Here is a 17,707-nt window from a genome sequence, read left to right on the forward strand (position 1 = left end):
TGCAGCCTGTGGATAACTTCCGCGCCGGTATCGCCTTCTGTGCGGTACTTGACGCATGCCCACGAACTTCGTCCACGAACGCGGCACCCGGACCGCCCACCGGGTCGCGACGCGACTGAGCGTCGACGACCCCGCGGATGTCAGGACGCTGCGGGACGCCTACCTCGTGACCTACGAGTTTCCGGCTCCCCTGATGGTCCGGGTCGCCGACGACATGCTCGCCGACCTTCGGGAGGATGTTGCTGTCCGCAACGTCGATCGGGTGGTCGCGCTCGGCCGCGACGGCCACCATCTCGCTCTGGCAATGAGCCGGCTCGACGGACAGTTCTTCCATCGGCACGGATCGAACGTCGTGCTGTCACGTCTCCTGGTCGAGAACGCGCTCCAGGACCTCGAGCGTCACCAAGGCCTGACTTTCCCGCAGGTGCACGGGTTCCGGGGCACGGCATCCCGGGCGAATCCCGCGAACGCGGTTGGCGGGTATCAGATGCTGACGGACTACTTGCGCGGCGAGCGGGTGCCGGTCGGGCAGCCGGGGAGCCGGGTGGCACTGGTTGACACGAGCTTCAAGGGACGTGCCCAGGAGTTGCTGGCCGCGGTCTACCCGGAGACCGAGTTCGTCGGACGGTATGCGTTCCACGGCGAGTCGCCGGACGACCCGCATCCCGGAAGCAAGAAGGGCTATGAGGTCCACCTGCCCGCAGCGGAGACGCGGTCGGGGCAGGCCCTCGAGGCGCTGCCGGCCGACGAGTCGAAGACATTCGCGCACCGGCTCGCTCTGCACAGCATCGAGAAACTGCTCAACGGACCGATGTCGAGCCCGGAGCGGATCGACGCCACCGGTCCCGTGCAGTCCGGTCAGCGTCACGATCCGGACCCGCTGAAAGGCCTGAGCAGAGCGCGGTTGTCGCCTCGTCTCCGTGACCCTCGGGTGCGGGAGGGCGTGAAGGTGATGAATCTCAAGGCGGTCGCCGACCTGGCCCGGGATGTCGCCGTCCTGCGTGATGCGGGAGGCAACTACCGTCGGGGGCTCGAGGACGGCGCCGGCCGGTACCGCGGCGAGATCCGGGCGTGGATCGAGGGCCGGGCGACTGATCCGCGGCTTGCGGAGTTCCTCGGCTCGTTCGTGTATCGGGCCGACAACCGGCAGGTGGAGGCGCTACAGCAGACCTTGGACCGCGCGCAGGTGCCGGAACGTGACCGGCAGGCGATCTGGGCCGCGTACGAGCGGTGCGGGAGTGACGGCGACAAGCAAGTGTTCGTCGAGAATGTGTTCAGCGCGATGCGGAAAGGTGGAAATGGCGATGGGCGAGGATCGCGAAGAGGATCCCGTGGCGGAATGGATGGCGCTTGCGGGATGGGCCGCGATCTTTGACGAGTCCGACGATCTCGGCTTGATCGTCGGCGGGCCGCCACCGTCGCCCGGCCCGCCGGCGATCGCCACGGCGCCGATGATCATCGACACCGATCTGGGTGGGGATCCGGACGACACGGTGGCGCTGGTGGTGGCGGCTCGGCGGGTGCCGGAGTTGCGGTTGGTGGTGACGAGCGACGAGTACGGCGGGGAGCGGGCGCGGCTCGCGCGGTACCTGCTGGATATGGTCGGACGGCCGGATGTGCGCGTCGTGGCTGGTTCCGATCTGGGGAACAGCCGGATGTGGGTGATGGACGGGGTCTGTCCGGCTGAGGTGCCTCGGCAGGACACCGATGTGGTCGGTGTGATCGACGAGGTCTGCTCGGGAATCGAGGGACGGATTCGCTGGGTCGGCATGGGACCGCTGTCGAACCTTGCGCGGCTGCAACGTGAGGCGCCGGTGCTGATCCCGCGGATGGCGGTCACGCAGATGGGTGGGGCGATCAAGTACCGGGATCCGTCGCGGGCCGAGCACAACTTCCGGGTGGACGCGGAGGCGGCGATCCGGATGGTGCCGGAGCTGGGACGGTGGAATTCGAGGTTCGTGCTGTCGGACGTGACGTTCAACCCGGCGATGGAGATCACCCGCGAGTCCGCGCTCTACCAACGTTGGGGCCGCCCGGACGCGCAACCGTGGGAGCGGGTGCTGCGCGAGCACTTCGACCGCTGGATGGTGAAGTATCCGGGGTCGATGCAGCACGATGCGCTGACACTCGCGGCCGCGATGCTCTGGCCGGGTGTGCGGTTCGTGCGTGAGCACGTCGCGCTGGACGGCATCGGGCGGATGAGTCTGACGGCGGACGGCGAGGAGATCGCGATGTCGATCTCGGCGGACTATGCGGCCTTCATGACCTGGCTGGAGGACGCTTTGCACTAAGGAAGGGCCGCCGTGTGAGCGGCGGCCCTTCTCGGGATCACGTCCTGGGTAGGACGAGGCGGGGGTTTCGGGTCAGCAGGATGCCGAGGGTTGCGTAGCCGATGAGGAGGTGGGTGCCGCCGACCCAGCGGGAGGCCTCGGTGCCGAGGAGGATGTACGACGGGACTGTGACGACTGCCCAGCTCTCCGCGACCAGTGGCCACCAGCGGAGGACGCCTTGCCACCGGCCGGTGACGGCGAGCTTGACGGCGATGACGGCCATGCCGAGCATCGACAGTGGCCAGCAGACGTCCATCGGCGCCAGCCAGGCGGCGGATTGCAGGTCCGTCGGCAGGACGCCGTGCAGCAGGGACCAGAGGCTCGCGATGCCGAGGATCACGGCCTCGGCCTTCAGGAACCTTCGGGCGGCCCGCCCGGTACCGATCGCGCCGGTGCGGTACTGCACCGCCAGCAAGCAGAAGATGCCGATCTGGAACAGCAGCCCGGTCAGGTCGCCGATCCGGCCCGGGATGCCGTGCGGGTCCGTCGTGAACACGAAGATGCTCGCGGCCCACGCCAGCGTCCCCACCGTCAGCCCGAGACCGAGCCGCTGAACCGCCCGCTCCGACATCCCGGAAGCCGCGGAAGCCGCGGAAGCCCCGTGCCGCGGTGGCACTGCGTCGGTACGTGCTCTGGCTGGTGTTGTGGTCATGGTGTCCTCCCCCTGAGGTTCGTTGTCGATCACGAGTCTTCGGGGCGCGCCGACCCGGCCGGCAGGGCCTCGGGTCCTCGCGAGTGTCCCGAATACATTCGGGACAACTGACCCGCGACGCCGGGACACACTCTGAGTCACAATGCAGCGGTGGGGGAGGAGACACGGAGGGGATGGGGGCCGGCTGCACTCGGGGCAGCCGTCCTTCTGCTGTGCGCGGCCACCGTGGTCCTCGACCTGCGCAACGGCACCAACATCCCGTCCGCCGCCGAGTTGGACGCGGGCTGGACGTCCGCCCTCTCGGGTCTGGCCCTGGTCGTCCCCGGCCTGCTGCTCCTTCACCGCCTGCCGAGACACCCGGTCGCGTGGGTCCTGACCGGCTCCGGCCTGCTCTGGGTGATCGACGGCTTTGCCTCGAGCTGGGCGGCGTACGCGGTGTACACGCATCCCGGTCTGCCTGGCGCGTCCGCCGCGTACTGGTTCTACGCCCGGATCGGCGCCTTCCTGTTGCTCGGGCTGCCGCTGCTGATCCTGATCTTCCCGGACGGGCGACTCGTCGCCGGCCGCTTCTGGCGTGCTCTGTCGATCGCCGGCCTCGGCCTCACGACGCTGCTACCGCTGCTCCTGCTCGTTGCGCCGAGCTCCGTGATGGAGCGCTACCACTCGGCGGCCCTGCCACCGGAGATCGCCCGGCTGTCGCTCGATCCGCTAAGTATCGGGCTGCCGTACGACGTCTGGGCCGCGCTCTTGCGGATCGCATACAGCGCCGTGATCGTGAGCCTCGTCGTACCGTTCCTGGTCACCGTGCACCGCTACCGCCGAGCCGGCCGGAGCAATGACCGCGACCGCAAGGCGCAGATCCGTTGGCTGATGTGGGCCGCGCTGGTCGCCATGCTCGTGCTGATCGTGCCCTTCCACAACCCGCCCGCCGTACCGGCCGTCCTGTTCGGTCTCGCGATCGGGCTGACGTCCGCGGCGGTCGTCGTCGCGGTCACCAAGCACCGGCTGTACGCCGTCGATCGGCTGCTCCCGGCCACTTTCCTGTACGGCGTTCTGGCGGTGCTCGTGGTCGGCGTCGACCTGGCGGTGTTCGCGATCGCGGGCGGGGTGCTCGGCGAGCGCGACGCCGCGCTGGTCGCGATCGCGGTGGTCGCGGTGGTCTACGCTCCGCTGCGCGACCGGCTGTGGCGCTGGGTACGGCGCCTGGTCCGCGGCTCGCGCGAGGATCCGTACGCCACGATGTCCACGCTCGCCGAGCGGCTCGAGTCGGCCGCGGATCCGGAGCGGCAGTTGGGTGCGGTGGCCCGGACGGTCGCGGAGGCGTTCCGGTTGCCGTACGTCCGGGTCGAGATCGACCGGCCCGGCGGGGAGCGGGTGACCGTCGAGCACGGCCGCGAAGCCGGCCGGGCGCACGCCCTGCCCGTCGGGTATCGGGGTGAGCCGATCGGGCGGCTGGTGTTCTGCGCGGGCGGCGGTACGGCGTTGTCCGAGCGGGACCAGCGCCTGCTCGGAGACCTCGTGCGCCAGGCGGCCGCCGCAGCGCGGGCGAGCGAGCTCAGTGCCGAGCTGCAGAAGAGTCGCAGCCGATTGGTCGCCGCACGCGAGGAGGAGCGGCGCCGGATCCGGCGGGACCTGCACGACGGCCTTGGCCCGAGTCTGGGCGCTGTGGCGCTGCGCATCGAGACCGCGCGCAACCTGGCCGGGTCGGCCCCCGCGGAGGCTGACCGGATGCTCGACCTCGCGAGGAGCGAGGTGGCGGCCGCGCTGGCCGACGTACGACGGCTGGTGCACGACCTGCGGCCGCCGGCGCTCGACGAGCTGGGGCTGGTGCGGGCGATCGAGCAGCAAGCAGAGCGGTTCCGGCTCGGCGGACTGCGGGTGTCCGTGGACGCCGGCGTCCTCGGACCGCTTCCGGCCGGTGTCGAGGTCGCGGCGTACCGGATCGCGTCGGAGGCGCTGACCAACGTCGAGCGTCATGCGAAGGCGTCGCGGTGCGAGATCCAGCTGCGGCTGGAGGACGCGACGCTGGAGTTGTCGGTGACCGACGACGGTGTCGGGATCGGTGCCGAGGTGAATGCGGGGGTTGGCATGCTGTCGGTGCGTGAGCGAGCCGCTGAGCTCGGGGGAATCTGCAGCGTCAGCTGTCCGCCGGCGGGTGGCACTGTGGTCCAGGTCAGGCTGCCCTTGGACGCTGTACCGGAGGTTGTGAATGGCTGAGACGGTGCGCGTGATGCTGGCCGACGATCACCCGGTCTACCGGGACGGGTTGGCCGCCCTGCTCGGGTCTCTGGACGGCGTCGAGGTCGTCGGTACGGCGTCCGACGGTGTGGAGGCCGTGGACCGGGCGCGCGAACTGCAGCCCGACGTGGTCGTGATGGATGTGCAGATGCCGCGGCTGGACGGGATCGAGGCGACCCGGGCAATCACCTCGGACAGTCCGCACATCGGTGTCGTCGTGCTGACCATGGCCGAGGAGGACCAGACGCTGTTCGCGGCGATGCGGGCCGGTGCCCGCGGCTATCTGCTGAAGGGCGCCAACCAGGCGGAGATCCTGCGGGCGATCACCGCGGTCGCGCAGGGCGAGGCGATCTTCGGTCCGGCGATCGCCCGCCGGGTGGCCGAGTTCTTCGCAGCGGAGCCGGTAGCGACCCCGAACAGTCCTTTCCCGCAGCTGACCGCGCGCGAGCAGGAGATCCTCGCGCTGGTCGCCGCTGGGCGTTCGAACGCCCAGATCGCCGCCGAGCTTTTCCTGTCACCGAAGACGGTTCGCAACAACGTCTCGAACATCTTCGCCAAGCTGCACGTCGCCGACCGGGCCGAGGCGATCATCCAGGCCCGCAACGCCGGCCTCGGCCGCTGACTATCCGGCGGTACGGCGGGCGTAGGCGCGGGCCGCTCGGACCCGGTCGCCGCAGCGGGTGGAGCACCAGTGGCGGCGGCCGTGGCGGATCAGGTAGCGGTTGCAGGGGGTGGCGGCGCAGGCGGTGAGGGCTTCGGCTTCGGGGCTGGTGAGGAGGTCGGCAGCGTCGGCGGCGATGGTGGCCAGGGCGTGCTCGAGGATCTCGTTGGTGGGACAGGGGGCGGCTCGGTACGGCCCGGTCTTGTCGTCCCAGTGCAGGAGGTCGGCGGTCGGGACGCGGGTCAGGGCGTCGTTCACTGCGTCCAACGCCGCGGGCAGGGCCGGCGCGCCAGTGACGCGCGCAGCCAGCAGTGAGCGGACGTGCTCGCGGAGGGCACGGAGCTGGGTCGCGCACATCTCCTGTACGTCGGCGTCCTCGGGCGCGAGGTTGTGGGCTGTGAGCCACTCGTTCACCGAGGCCGGGCTGCCGAGCAGGTCGACGTACTGCCCGCCCGGGAGCGCGATCGCCGTGTTGGCGAAGTCCAGCGCGAGATGAGTGTCGGCGCCGGGTGCGGGCGGCAGCGGTGACTCCATGGATCTCATGGTACAGGTTGCGCTCATCCGTGAGAAAGATCTACCGTTCTCACGGATGCAAATCAATCTATCCGTGAGGTGATCGTGAAGCTGACGGCGTTGCTGGTCTGCGTGTTCGGAGTGACCTCGGGGGAGTTCGTGGTGGCCGGGATCCTCCCGGCGGTGGCCGGGGACCTGGGGGTGTCGATCCCGGCGGCGGGCCTGCTCGTCACGGCGTACGCGCTGGGGATGATCGTCGGCGGCCCGTTGCTGACGGCAATCACTGCCGGGCGGCCGCGCAAGCCGCTGGTCCTCGCGCTGCTGGCGGTCGCCGTCACCGGGAACCTGCTGTCCACGATCGCACCCGGGTACGGCGTGTTGTTCGCCGCGCGGATCGTGACGGCACTCGTCACCTCGACGTTCTTCGCCAACGCGATCGTGATCGCCACCGCCTCCGCGCCGCCGGACAAGAAGGCGTCGACCGTCGCGAAACTTGCCTTCGGCATGAACCTGGCGATGATCCTCGGCGCCCCGCTCGGCACCTGGATCGGTGAAGCGTTCGGCTGGCGGACGACGTTCGCGGCGATCACGGCCTGCTGCGCGACCGGCCTGGTGCTCGTCGCCCGCTTCGTGCCCGACGACCAGCCCGGCGTCCGCACCCGGGCGTTGGGGGAGTTCGCCGTGTTCCGCAGCCGCGAACTGCTCCTCGCGATCGCGATCACCGCCATCGCCAACATCGGCGTACTGATGGTGTTCACCTACCTCGCACCCCTGCTGACGGGCTCCGCATCGTTCCCGGCCGCGGCCGTCGCGCCGATGCTGCTGGTGTACGGCGTCGGCGCGACGATCGGCAACCTGGTTGGCGGCCGTCTGGCGGATCGGGCCCTGCTGCCGTCCCAGCTCGGCGCGCTCGCACTCCTCGTCGTCCTGTTCGTCGTCCTGAGGCTGAGCCCGAGCACGACACTGACCGGCGTGCTCGTGTTCGCCCTGGGCGCGGTCGGCTTCTCCGTGATCCCCGGCATGCAGGCCAGAGTCCTGACCACCGCCGCGACAGCCCCGACGCTGGCGATCGCGGTCAACGCCTCGGCGTACCAGGTCGCGGCGGCCTTCGCCGGCTGGCTGGGCGGTCGCGTCATCGCCGGCCCCGGCCTGCCCGCGATCTACGTCGTCGCGGCGGGCACCACCGTCCTCGGCGCCCTACTCACCGCCGTGGCGTTGCGGAGTCACGCCAGTACACGGCTCACGAACTCCCGGAAGCCGTCCGGCGCCGAGAACATCGGCATGTGATCAGCCTCCGGCAGCACCGTCAGCTCGGCGTACGGCGCGTGCGCGGCCAGCCGCCGTCCCCAGAGCTGAGTGCCGTCGAAGTCGCGGCCACCGATCAGGACGGAGATCGCCGTGGTGAGTTCGGTGAAGCGGTGCTTGACCGGCGGGTCGAGCTCGACGCCGTGGTGAACAGGCATCGTCATGACACGCGAGTTCGCGATCTCCAGGCCGACGAGCAGCCGCCGGTCGTCGCCGCGGACGGCCGGGCACCAGCCTTGGACGTCGTGCTCGGCAGCAGCCGGTATGCCGTCGGACTCGAGCACCTTGGCCTGCTGCGCGAAGTGAGCGCGCATCACGACCCGGGCGGCCTCTTCGGCCGGTGTCGGGTCCGGGAACTCGCCGAACGACCCGCCGACGACGCACAGGTGCGTGACCCGATCAGGATGCCGATGCGCGAACCCGAGCCCGCGCCGCCCACCGTCGGAGACCCCGACCAGCACAGTACGCTCGATACCCGCCGCATCGAGTACGGCGGCCAGGTCGGCGATCTCGTCGTACTCGCGGTCGGCCGGTGACGACAGGCCGGTGTCGCGGTAGTCCCAGGTCGTGACACGGTGAGTCTCCGCGAGCCAGGCCACGGTCGACGACCACATGCGGACATCAGCCAGGCCGCCGTTGAGCAGGACGACATCCGGGCCCGCACCGTGCTGCTCGAAGTACAGGTAACCGTCGGGAACGTTGACGAAGGGCATGCGGGCAGTCTGCTGCAGCGCGGACTGCCCGCCTATCGGGAATTCTCCCTAGCCGGCCCGGTTCAGGCGGCGGACGGCGAGCTCGGCCAGCAGCGCCGCGCCGTCCGGCAGGACCGAGTCGTCGAAGTTCGCCAAGGGGGAGTGGTTGTCGGGTGCCGCATCCGGATCGGCGGAGGCGCAGGCGCTGAGGTTGAGATAGACGCCCGGGACCTCCTGCAGGACATAGGAGAAGTCCTCCGCGCCGCAGCGCGGGTTGGGACGCTCGCGGAACCGGTCGGCGCCGAACACGTCCACGATCGTCTCGCGGGCGAAGTCGAACTCGGCCTCGTTGTTGACCGTCACCGGGTAGCCGACCTGGTACTCGGCCTCGACCTGCACGCCATGCGCGGCCGCGAGCCCTTCGACCAGCTGGATCGATGCCTCCTGCACCTTCGCCCGGGCCGCCTCGGAGAACGTCCGCACGGTCGCGTCGAAGAACGCGTCGTCCGGGATGATGTTCTCCTTCGTGCCACCCGCGATCCGGCCGACCGTGAGCACGACCGGGTCGAACACGTCGAACTGACGCGTGACCAGGATCTGCAACGCGGTCACGATCTCGCACAGCACCGGGATCGGGTCCTTGCCGCGGTACGGCGTCGAGCCGTGCGTGCCCGCGCCGACGACGCGCACGTGCAGCTGATCGGCCGCCGCCATGAACGAGCCGGGCCTGCTGCTCCACATCCCCAGCGGCTGCGAGGACGACCCGACGTGCAGCCCGTACGCCGCGTCGGCCCGCCGGCCCGCCGCATCGAGCACGCCCTCGCGGATCATGATCGGCGCACCGCCGGACGTCTCCTCGCCCGGCTGGAACATGAACACCACGTCGCCCGGCAGCTCGTCGCGCAGCGCCGACAGCACCTTCGCGGCGCCGACCAGGCCCGCGACGTGCAGGTCGTGACCGCAGGCGTGCATCATCCCGGGATGCTGGGAGGAGAACGGCACGTCGGTGCGCTCGGTGACCGGCAGCGCGTCCATGTCGCCGCGCAGCAGCACCACAGGACGCACGGATGACATCTGCCGGGCGCCGCCGCGCAGTACGGCGGTCACCGACGACAGCTCCTTGCCGAGCGTGATCTCCAACGGCAGACCGGCGAGCGCGTCCAGGATCAGCTGCTGCGTCTTGGGCAGGTCCAGGTCGTACTCCGGGACCTGGTGCAGCGCCCGGCGCAGCGTGACGATCTCCTCGCGGAACTGTTCCGCCAGCTCGCGCGTCCTCACGCTTTCGGACCCAGGTCGAGGGCCGACATCACGCGTTGCGCGCTGCTGCCGAGCTCGAGCAGCTCGACGAGGTCCAGCCAGCGCTCCGGGTCCTTGATCTCGCGCGGCATCGTCGCGTCGTACGTCCCGACCGGGGCGTCCTTCGCGACCGCCACCACCTTCGGCGCGACGTCCAGGTAGTCGCTGTCGGCCAGGATCTTCTTCTTCACCCCGGGCGCCATCGGCGTCGACGGGTCGGCGGCCGCGGCGCGGATCGCGTCCAGGTCGCCGTACGACGTGACCAGCGCGGCGGCGGTCTTCTCGCCGATCCCCTTCACGCCGGGCAGGCCGTCGGACGCGTCACCGCGGAGCGTGGCGAAGTCGGCGTACCGCTGGGCGGGGATCTCGTACTTCGCGAGCAGCGCCTTCTCGTCGTACACCTCGGCGCGGCCGACGCCGCGGGCGGCCGTGTAGACGACCCGGACGCCGCGGCTGTCGTCGATCAGCTGGAACAGGTCGCGGTCGCCGGTGACCACGTCGACCGGCATCGTCGCCTGGTGCGACAGCGTGCCGATCACGTCGTCGGCCTCGTGGTCCGGTGCGCCGACGACGGCGATGCCGATCGCCTCCAGGCAGGCGCGGATGTACGGCACCTGGACCTCCAGGCGGTCCGGCACGTCCTCGACCTGCTCGCCCTTCGGCGTCACGAACTCGACCCGCTGCGCCTTGTACGACGGGATCAGCGCGACCCGCCAGGACGGGCGCCAGTTGTCGTCCCAGCAGGCGACCAGGTGGGTGGGCCGGTGGTTCTCGGTCAGCCGCGCGATGAAGTCGAGCAGCCCGCGGATCGCGTTGGTCGGCGTACCGTCGGCGGCCTTCATCGTGTCGGGCACGCCGAAGAACGCACGGAAGTACAACGACGCGGTGTCGAGCAGCATCAGGCGCTGTCCTGTCGCTGAATCTGGTACTGGCATAGGGGGATGCTTTCACAGCCCGCCGACAGGTCGCGATGCACAAGCCCTTGCCACCGGCGCGTGGTAGACCAAGGATCAGTACCGACCCTGGGGAGGGGATGCGGATGCTTCGGTCGTGGTTGTGCAGGCTGATGGTGGTTCTTGGAGTGCTCGCGGTGCCGCTGCACGCGGTGCCGGCGTCGGCGAACGTGGACAAGCCCGTGACAGTGATGACGCGCAACCTGTACCTCGGCGCGGACGTCCAGCGGCCGATCGAGGCCACCGCCGGACTCACCGGTGCGGCGGCGTTCGTCGCGCTGGGCAACGCGAACCACGTGACGCGCGCGATCGTGGACAGGACGAACTTCCCGCGCCGCAGTCAGCTGCTCGCCGAGGAGATCTCCGCGGCGAAGCCGGATCTGGTCGGGCTGCAGGAGGTCGCGCTCTGGAGGCACGGGCCTCTGGAACTGCCCGGGTCGGGGAGTCCGGGCGCGCTGAACGCGACGACCGTGGACTACGACTACCTGGCGATCCTGCTCCAGGACCTGCGCCGGACGGGCGTTCCGTACAAGGCGGTCGTGGTCCAGCAGGAGTCCGACGTGGAAGCGCCGTCCTTCGTCGGGAACCCGTTCACGGGTACGGCGACCGACGGGCGGGACGTGCGGCTCACGATCCGTGACGTGATTCTGCTCCGGGCGTCGAGCAACCTGCGGGTGCTGGACTCGGGCAGCGGTCAGTACAACGCCCGGCTCGTGCTGTCGGTCGCCGGTCTCCCGGCGACGTTCGTGCGCGGGTACAACTGGGTGGACGTCGCGCACGGTTCCGGGCGCCCGTTCCGCTTCGTCAACACGCATCTGGAAGCGTTCAGCTCCGACCTGGCGCTCGCCCAGGCGACCGAGTTGCTCGCCGGGCCCGCGGCCGACCGTGGCCGGACGACGATCATCGGCTGCGACTGCAACTCCGATCCGCTGAACAGCTCGGTGAAGCCGCACGACCATGTTCCGCACAAGGCGCCGTACGACTTCGTCACCGGGCCCGGCGGATTCACCGACCTCTGGCTGACCTGGAGGCCCGCGAACGAGGGCTGGACGTCCGGGCTGAACGAGACGGTCGACGAGCCGGCGCCGCCGTCGTTCGACCACCGCATCGACATGATCTTCGCGCGCCCGGCGCCCGGCGAGCAGGTCCGGGTGATCGCGGGCGCGGTGACCGGGGCGGACAGTTCGGCCAAGGATCCGGTCACCGGCCTGTGGCCGTCGGACCACGCCGGGGTCGTGCTCACCGTCGCGAGATGACGAGCGGGCGGAGGGTTTCCTCAAGTAGTGTCTCCAGGATGGAGGACCTGGACCGCAAGATCGTCGGCCTGCTCGCGTCCGACGGCAGGATGAGCTTCACCGACCTGGGCAAGGCGACCGGCCTGTCCACGTCCGCCGTGCACCAGCGGGTGAAGCGGCTCGAGCAGCGCGGCATCATCCAGGGGTACGCCGCGACCGTCGACCACACGGCGCTCGACCTGCCGCTCACCGCGCTGATCGCGATCCGGCCGATCGACCCGTCCCAGGCCGACGACTCACCGGAGCGGCTCCGCGACGTCCGCGAGATCGAGTCCTGCTACTCGGTGGCCGGCGACTCCAGCTACATCCTCGTGGTCCGGGTCGCCTCGCCGGCCGCGCTGGAAAACCTGCTGGCCGTGATCCGGGCCCGCGCGAACGTGTCCACGACCACGACGATCGTGCTGAGCACGCCGTACGAGCGCCGTCCGCCGGCGCTGTGAAGGTTCTGCTCAGCGACCTGTTCAGCACGCTCGTCCACGGCGGCGACGCTTCTCGTGACCTGGTGAACGCTCGGATGGGTGCGGTGCTGGGCGTCGACGGGGTCGCGTTCCAGCAGGCGTTCGACGCGTGTTCGTACGAGCGGTTCATCGGGGCGTACGGCGATCTGCCCAGCACGCTGCGCGTGATCGCCGAGAGGTGCGGCGGCGCACCCACCGACGAACAAGTGGCGGAGGCAACGAGCCTGCGGCGGGCGGTGGCGCAACGGCTGCTCGCGAGTGTGCCGGCGACGACGCTGGAAACACTGGCCGCCTTCAAGGCCGCGGGTTGGCGGATCGGGTTGGTCAGCAACATCACCGCGGAAACCCAGCTGCAGTGGCCGAGCAGCCCGCTGGCGCAGTACTTCGACGCGACCGCCTTCTCGGCCGAGCTCGGCGCCGCAAAGCCCGAACCAGCCATCTACAAGGCGGCCTGCGCAGCCCTGGACGCAGATCCCCGCGACTGCCTCTACGTAGGCGACGGCAACGACAACGAACTCCCCGCGGCCGCCGCCCTCGGCATGCACGCGATCCGCACGGTGGAACACGCAGACAGCGATCCGACCTGGCAGGGGCCGACCATCAGGACCTTCGCGGACCTGCGTGGTCAACTCGGTCAGTAGCCGCCGGCATCGACGAGTTGGGATTCCAGGGCCACGACCTGGATCTTGCCCTTGCCCTTCGGCGGGATCAGCAGGACCGCGTCGTGGATCGTCGTCGAGGTCAGCGCGCTCTGGTACTTCACCGTCGCCGGGCTGAAAGCGGTCATCGGGAGCTTCGACCACCAGAAGTTGTAGTCCTTCCCGACCAGCAGGGTGTGCTCGCGGACGAGCGAGACGAACACCAACGCGGTGCCGGACTTGGTCACGTAGGCGGGGGATTGCTTCGGGGGCGTGAACACGTCGGTGATGCCACGGACGGAGTTCGGGGGATTCGCCTGCGCTGCCCGGGTCTTCGCGAGGCTCGTGATCAACTTCGTGACGTCGACGTTCGGTTGGAAGGCCGCGGCTCGGGGTGACTTGGCGCCGACGGTCAGGTACGTCGCCAGCGCGGTGACGGCCGCTTGGGGTGCGGCGGCCAGCCGGGTGTCGTCGCGCTTGGTCGCCGGGCGGAGGTCAGCGAGGTCGGGGAGCTTGACAGTGGTCTTCAGGCCGGCGGCGAAGCTGAGCAGCCAGGGGCTGCCGGCGGCCTGGCGCTGCCACAGACCGAGATGGCGGTAGTTCTTGTCGTTGGAGATGCCGGACGAACTGACGAAGCTCATCGGGTAGCTGCCGTACTGCGGTGCGCCGATCGTCGGTTTCGTGTACGTGAAGGCGGTCGTCGGCTTGGCCTTGCCGGCTTTGTCGATCTCGTATCCCGCTTGGCTCTGACGGACGAGGTTGCCGCTTTCAACGGTCGCGATGAGCTTGCTGTCGCGGGTGCGGTTCGCCTTGTTGTTCACCGCGTTGTAGTGCGCGATGACGTCGGTTGCTGCGGAACTGCTGATTGCGGGGCGGGTCAGTACGGTGACCGTGTCGGCCGGCGGGACAGCCGCACACCCGGCCACCGTTCCGAGCGCCAGGCCCACCACGACAACCCGCCGAGCCGTACCGCCGCCGGCCGGCCACCGCGACGGGGGTTGCCCCTGCGACGGCGGTTGGCCGTGCGCGGGCGGGTACTGAGCCGGCGGTCGCTGAGCCGGCGGCTGTTGCGCCGGCGGGTACTGGGCGGGCGGGTACGGCTCGGGTGCAGGCTGAGCCGGTGGGTAGGCCGCCGTCGGGTACTGGGTGCTGTGCTGCGGGTTCTGCTGGACGTACCCGCCGCCATGTGTGGGGGAGCCGAGGGATTTGGCCGGGCGGCGGCGGAAGAGCACCAGAAGGATGCCGAGGGCAAGCAGGACGAGGCCCGCGGCGAAGATCCCCAGCGCGGTGCTGAACGCGCCCTTGATCTCGAGCCCGAGGTCGACCCGCGTGTCCGGTGCCGTCTTGCCGTCGGCGTTCATGACGACGACCTCGTACGGGCCGTCCTCGATCGGCCAGGCGATCGACTGGCTACCGGCACCGTCCGCCTTGGCGACCCACCAGTCAAGCGTCGCAGGCGCGGTCAGTGGCCCCGCCGTACCCTTCACATCCTGCGTCGTCAACGCGATCGGGTACTCGAGCTGGACCAAGCGAGAGTGTGCAGTGCCCTTCAGGTAACTCTCGACGTCGAAGTCCCGGCCGACGCCGACGAACACCGGCGTACCCTTCGTGGATCGTACGTCGACGTGCAGCACGGGCCCGTTCCGGTCGAGCATCTCCGGCGTGCTGGCGATCGCCAGCCCCTTGCTGCTGAGCGGCTGCTCGCCGGTTCGGACGGTGTTGTCCGGCCCGATCAACCAGAACGCCGCGGCCCCGCCGAGCACCGCGACGATCAACCCGATGAGGGCCAGCAGAACACCAAAGATCCGGCGGATCACCCGCACACGAAACTCCCGAGATCGCAGCGTGCCTCAGACACACCGCCCAACAAGCGACCCGTGATGTTAGCGCTTACCAAGCGCACCCCTGGCGCCGCGGTCGAAGACACCGGCCAAGTTGTGACCTCAGCACCCACCTGCCTCGCAGGAAGTTGCAAAGTCTTCGGTGCCGCCCCCTGCGGTGGCACCGAAGACTGATTTGGGGTTAGTTGATATCCAGCAGCTTCTGGGATTCGGCGGCCGCGCGGGAGGCGGCGGCTCGTTGTTCGGCTTCGGCGAGGTGGTTGCCGGCGTGCTGGGTCCACCAGTCCTGGCCCTCGCGGGGGAGGGTGTCGATCGGGTCGTAGTACTCGTAGGTGCGGTTGAGCGCCTCGGGGTCCTGCTGCTCGATGCCGGTGCGGTAGTTCTTCTTCCAGTACGAGATGCCCCGCACCTCGTCGTACTCGGACAGCTGGTGCACCCAGCGCTTGCCGACGTACGGCACGTCGCAGACGATCCGCGGCGTCGCGAAGCCGGGCAGGTATCCGAGGATGCCGTGCTGCAGGTGCTGCGCATCGCGCACCGAGACCCGCCAGTGCTCCGAGAACGGGATCATGTCGCACATGTAGAAGTAGTACGGCGTGATGTTCGCGCCGTCGAGCAACGCGAAGCACAGGTCGAGCAGCTGCGGGATCGAGTCGTTCACGCCGCGCATCAGGACGCCCTGGTTCCGCACGTCGCGCAGACCGGCCTCGAGCATCGCCTTCGACGCCTCGGCGACCAGCGGGGTCACGGACTGCGCCGCGTTCACGTGCGTGTGCATCGCGAGCATCACGCCGCGGCTGCGCGCCACCGACGCGACGCGCTCCACACCCGACAGCACGTCGGACGACAGCCAGTGCTGCGGCATCCCCATCAGCGCCTTCGTGGCCAGCCGGATGTCGCGGATGTTCTCGATCTCCAGCAGGCTGGTCAGGAACGCCTCGAGCCGCGGCCAGGGCATGTTCGCGACGTCGCCGCCGGACACGACGACGTCCCGGACCCCGGGCGTACGGCGCAGGTAGTCGAGCATGTCGTCGAGCCGGGTCTGCGGCTTGGCGACGAACTTCAGCTTGTCGATCACCGGCGTCGAGTTCCCGACCAGGTCCATCCGCGTGCAGTGACCGCAGTACTGCGGGCACGTCGGCAGGATCTCCGCGAGGACCTTGGTCGGGTAACGGTGGGTCAACCCCTCCGTGGCCCACATCTCGTGCTCGTGCAGCGAGTCCCGGGTCGCGTGCGGGTGCGACGGCCAGTCGGTCCGCCGGTCACTGAACACGGGCAGCATGTAGCGGCGGACCGGGTCCGCGTAGAACGCCTCGGTGTAGTCGGCGGCGCCGGCCGGGACGATCGTGTTCAGCATCTGCGGCGGCAGCAGCATCGACATCGTCGCGCGCTCGGCCTGGTCGCGGGTGAGGTCCTCGTAGAACCGCTCCTCGAGCAGGTCGCCCATCACCTCACGCAGCTGCTTCACGTTCTTCACGCAGTGCGACCTCTGCCACTGCACCGACCGCCACTCGTCGGCGGTGACGTCCTTCCAGCCGGGCAGCCGGGTCCAGTCCGGTTCGACCAGCTCGGTGCGCCGGTAGAGGTACGGCTGGCCGTCGCCAGGCTCCGAAGACGCCAGCTCCGGGGTGATCAGGTCGGTCACAGGTCCTCCGCGGGGACGTGGGGTGATGCGGTCTGATGTGAGGATAGCGATAGAACTTCCCTCAGATCCAACAGTACGCCGTAAGAATTCCCGTCACGGCGCGCTGTGAGTAGTATTTTGCCCGACCGCATAGAGGAGGATCAGTGTCATCGAGCCCGGTAGGACTGCACCGCGTACTCGCGCCGTCCGGCGTGTTGCCGCAGGCGGCGGAGAAACTCGACGCCCGTCCCGGTATCTGGCCCGACGAGGTCCGCATCGCGGTCGAGCGCCTGAACCTGGACGCCGCGTCGTACCGCCAGTTGGCCGAGGCGCACGGCGGTGACGGTACGGCGATCCGCCGGGCGGTCCTGGACATCGTCGAGACCCGCGGCAAGATGCAGAACCCGGTCACCGGCTCCGGCGGGATGCTTGTCGGCGTGGTCGACGAGGCCGGTCCGGACTCGCCGCTCGGGCTCCGCAAGGGCGACCGGGTCGCGACCCTGGTGTCGCTGACGTTGACGCCGCTGCAGATCACCGACGGTCTGCAGGACTGGGACGGCAAGAGCGAGCAGGTGCCGGCGCAGGGGCATGCGATCCTGTTCGCCCGGTCGATCGTCGCGAAGCTGCCGGACGACCTGAAGCCGGAGCTCTCGCTGGCAGTCATGGACGTGTGCGGCGCACCGGCGCTGACCGCGCGCGTGGTCGGCTCGTATGTCGACAAAGGCATAAAGCCTGTCGTGTCAGTAATTGGTGGCGCAGGTAAGTCCGGGTCGCTGTCACTGGCCGCGGCGCGGGCGGCGGGTGCAGCGCGCACGATCGGAGTCGTCCCGTTCCAAGCCGAGCACGACCGGCTGACCGAGGCGGGTCTGGCCGATGTCGTCGCGCTGGCCGACGCCCGCGATCCGGTGGCCCTGGCGCAGGCCGTCGAAGCTGCCGGGGGACCTGCGGACATCACTGTCGTGTGCGTCGACGTACCGGGGTGCGAGCACGGTGCGGTCCTGTCGACCGCGGCCGGCGGCACCGTGATCTTCTTCTCGATGGCGACCTCGTTCTCCGCGGCCGCGCTCGGCGCCGAAGGCCTGGCGGCGGACGTCACGATGCTGGTCGGGAACGGGTACGTCCCGGGTCACGCGGACTATGCGATGGAGCTGTTGCGGACCGAGCCGGGTGTCCGTGGTCTGTTCGAGAGCAGGCTGGCGGAGGATTAGGCC

General features: G+C 69.7%; 16 protein-coding genes. 9 read left to right on the forward strand and 7 right to left on the reverse strand.

Going from position 1 to position 17,707, the window contains the following annotated elements:
- Nucleotides 1-55: 55 nt before the first annotated feature.
- Together AB0I12_RS11375 and AB0I12_RS11380 are read left to right on the forward strand one after the other, a co-directional pair.
- Nucleotides 56-1,375: a hypothetical protein gene (locus AB0I12_RS11375; RefSeq protein ID WP_359927880.1), complete on the forward strand. Its 1,320-nt coding sequence runs from the start codon at nucleotides 56-58 to the stop codon at nucleotides 1,373-1,375.
- Nucleotides 1,332-2,291, forward strand: a complete 960-nt coding sequence (locus tag AB0I12_RS11380; RefSeq protein ID WP_359927882.1) for a nucleoside hydrolase — start codon at nucleotides 1,332-1,334, stop codon at nucleotides 2,289-2,291. Before AB0I12_RS11375 ends, AB0I12_RS11380 begins: the two co-directional genes overlap by 44 nt.
- Nucleotides 2,292-2,328: 37 nt before the next feature.
- On the opposite strand, the gene AB0I12_RS11385 is transcribed toward AB0I12_RS11380, so the two are convergent.
- Nucleotides 2,329-2,901: a hypothetical protein gene (locus AB0I12_RS11385; RefSeq protein WP_359927883.1), complete on the reverse strand. Its 573-nt coding sequence runs from the start codon at nucleotides 2,899-2,901 to the stop codon at nucleotides 2,329-2,331.
- 231 nt (nucleotides 2,902-3,132) lie between these two features.
- Here AB0I12_RS11385 and AB0I12_RS11390 point away from each other — a divergent pair, with 231 nt between their 5' ends.
- A complete protein-coding gene (locus tag AB0I12_RS11390; protein WP_359927885.1) occupies nucleotides 3,133-5,199 on the forward strand; it encodes a sensor histidine kinase in 2,067 nt (688 codons plus the stop codon).
- Nucleotides 5,192-5,842 (forward strand): response regulator transcription factor, encoded by a 651-nt coding sequence (locus tag AB0I12_RS11395; RefSeq protein ID WP_359927888.1) that lies wholly within the window; start codon nucleotides 5,192-5,194, stop codon nucleotides 5,840-5,842. The genes AB0I12_RS11390 and AB0I12_RS11395 overlap by 8 nt, the downstream gene beginning before the upstream one ends.
- Here the strand turns inward: AB0I12_RS11395 and AB0I12_RS11400 are convergent, their stop codons facing one another.
- Nucleotides 5,843-6,415: an ABATE domain-containing protein gene (locus AB0I12_RS11400; protein ID WP_359927890.1), complete on the reverse strand. Its 573-nt coding sequence runs from the start codon at nucleotides 6,413-6,415 to the stop codon at nucleotides 5,843-5,845.
- A 78-nt stretch (nucleotides 6,416-6,493) separates the two neighbouring features.
- On the opposite strand from AB0I12_RS11400, the gene AB0I12_RS11405 reads away from it, so the two are divergent.
- Complete coding sequence (locus AB0I12_RS11405) at nucleotides 6,494-7,681, forward strand: MFS transporter (RefSeq protein ID WP_359927893.1); 1,188 nt, start codon at nucleotides 6,494-6,496, stop codon at nucleotides 7,679-7,681.
- Here AB0I12_RS11405 and AB0I12_RS11410 read toward each other — a convergent pair.
- From AB0I12_RS11410 to AB0I12_RS11420, 3 genes are read right to left on the reverse strand one after another with little or no spacing between them, the layout of a single operon-like run.
- Entirely contained in the window at nucleotides 7,618-8,412 is a 795-nt protein-coding gene (locus AB0I12_RS11410; protein ID WP_359927895.1) for an alpha/beta hydrolase, read from the reverse strand. The two genes, AB0I12_RS11405 and AB0I12_RS11410, sit on opposite strands and share 64 nt — an antisense overlap.
- Before the next feature lie 48 nt (nucleotides 8,413-8,460).
- On the reverse strand, nucleotides 8,461-9,669 hold the full coding sequence (locus AB0I12_RS11415; protein ID WP_359927898.1) for a M20 family metallopeptidase: 1,209 nt from the start codon (nucleotides 9,667-9,669) through the stop codon (nucleotides 8,461-8,463).
- On the reverse strand, nucleotides 9,666-10,586 hold the full coding sequence (locus AB0I12_RS11420) for a 5'-3' exonuclease (protein WP_359927901.1): 921 nt from the start codon (nucleotides 10,584-10,586) through the stop codon (nucleotides 9,666-9,668). The genes AB0I12_RS11415 and AB0I12_RS11420 overlap by 4 nt, the downstream gene beginning before the upstream one ends.
- A gap of 167 nt (nucleotides 10,587-10,753) precedes the next feature.
- On the opposite strand from AB0I12_RS11420, the gene AB0I12_RS11425 reads away from it, so the two are divergent.
- Genes AB0I12_RS11425 through AB0I12_RS11435 form a run of 3 tightly spaced genes read left to right on the forward strand, consistent with a single transcriptional unit; the run spans nucleotide 10,754 to nucleotide 13,034 of the window.
- Nucleotides 10,754-11,896, forward strand: coding sequence for an endonuclease/exonuclease/phosphatase family protein (locus AB0I12_RS11425; protein WP_359927904.1), 1,143 nt, complete (start codon nucleotides 10,754-10,756; stop codon nucleotides 11,894-11,896).
- 38 nt (nucleotides 11,897-11,934) lie between these two features.
- Nucleotides 11,935-12,375: an AsnC family transcriptional regulator gene (locus AB0I12_RS11430; protein WP_355480903.1), complete on the forward strand. Its 441-nt coding sequence runs from the start codon at nucleotides 11,935-11,937 to the stop codon at nucleotides 12,373-12,375.
- Complete coding sequence (locus AB0I12_RS11435; RefSeq protein ID WP_359927907.1) at nucleotides 12,372-13,034, forward strand: HAD family hydrolase; 663 nt, start codon at nucleotides 12,372-12,374, stop codon at nucleotides 13,032-13,034. Before AB0I12_RS11430 ends, AB0I12_RS11435 begins: the two co-directional genes overlap by 4 nt.
- Here AB0I12_RS11435 and AB0I12_RS11440 read toward each other — a convergent pair.
- A complete protein-coding gene (locus AB0I12_RS11440) occupies nucleotides 13,028-14,854 on the reverse strand; it encodes a hypothetical protein (RefSeq protein ID WP_359927910.1) in 1,827 nt (608 codons plus the stop codon). The genes AB0I12_RS11435 and AB0I12_RS11440 overlap by 7 nt on opposite strands.
- 199 nt (nucleotides 14,855-15,053) lie before the next feature.
- Nucleotides 15,054-16,517 (reverse strand): lysine 2,3-aminomutase, encoded by a 1,464-nt coding sequence (locus tag AB0I12_RS11445; RefSeq protein ID WP_359927913.1) that lies wholly within the window; start codon nucleotides 16,515-16,517, stop codon nucleotides 15,054-15,056.
- A 143-nt stretch (nucleotides 16,518-16,660) separates the two neighbouring features.
- Between AB0I12_RS11445 and AB0I12_RS11450 the strand changes: the two genes are divergently transcribed.
- Complete coding sequence (locus AB0I12_RS11450) at nucleotides 16,661-17,704, forward strand: L-erythro-3,5-diaminohexanoate dehydrogenase (protein WP_359927916.1); 1,044 nt, start codon at nucleotides 16,661-16,663, stop codon at nucleotides 17,702-17,704.
- The last annotated feature ends 3 nt before the right edge of the window (nucleotides 17,705-17,707 follow it).

The sequence above is a fragment of the Kribbella sp. NPDC050459 genome, assembly GCF_040655315.1.
Lineage (GTDB): Bacteria > Actinomycetota > Actinomycetes > Propionibacteriales > Kribbellaceae > Kribbella.

What these genes read in the sequence shown, in the direction of transcription:
- AB0I12_RS11375 (WP_359927880.1), top strand. Translation starts at nt 56, where the DNA reads ATGCCCACGAACTTCGTCCACGAACGCGGCACCCGGACCGCCCACCGG.
- AB0I12_RS11385 (WP_359927883.1), bottom strand. Translation starts at nt 2,901, where the DNA reads ATGTCGGAGCGGGCGGTTCAGCGGCTCGGTCTCGGGCTGACGGTGGGG.
- AB0I12_RS11395 (WP_359927888.1), top strand. Translation starts at nt 5,192, where the DNA reads ATGGCTGAGACGGTGCGCGTGATGCTGGCCGACGATCACCCGGTCTAC.
- AB0I12_RS11400 (WP_359927890.1), bottom strand. Translation starts at nt 6,415, where the DNA reads ATGGAGTCACCGCTGCCGCCCGCACCCGGCGCCGACACTCATCTCGCG.
- AB0I12_RS11410 (WP_359927895.1), bottom strand. Translation starts at nt 8,412, where the DNA reads ATGCCCTTCGTCAACGTTCCCGACGGTTACCTGTACTTCGAGCAGCAC.
- AB0I12_RS11420 (WP_359927901.1), bottom strand. Translation starts at nt 10,586, where the DNA reads ATGCTGCTCGACACCGCGTCGTTGTACTTCCGTGCGTTCTTCGGCGTG.
- AB0I12_RS11425 (WP_359927904.1), top strand. Translation starts at nt 10,754, where the DNA reads ATGGTGGTTCTTGGAGTGCTCGCGGTGCCGCTGCACGCGGTGCCGGCG.
- AB0I12_RS11430 (WP_355480903.1), top strand. Translation starts at nt 11,935, where the DNA reads ATGGAGGACCTGGACCGCAAGATCGTCGGCCTGCTCGCGTCCGACGGC.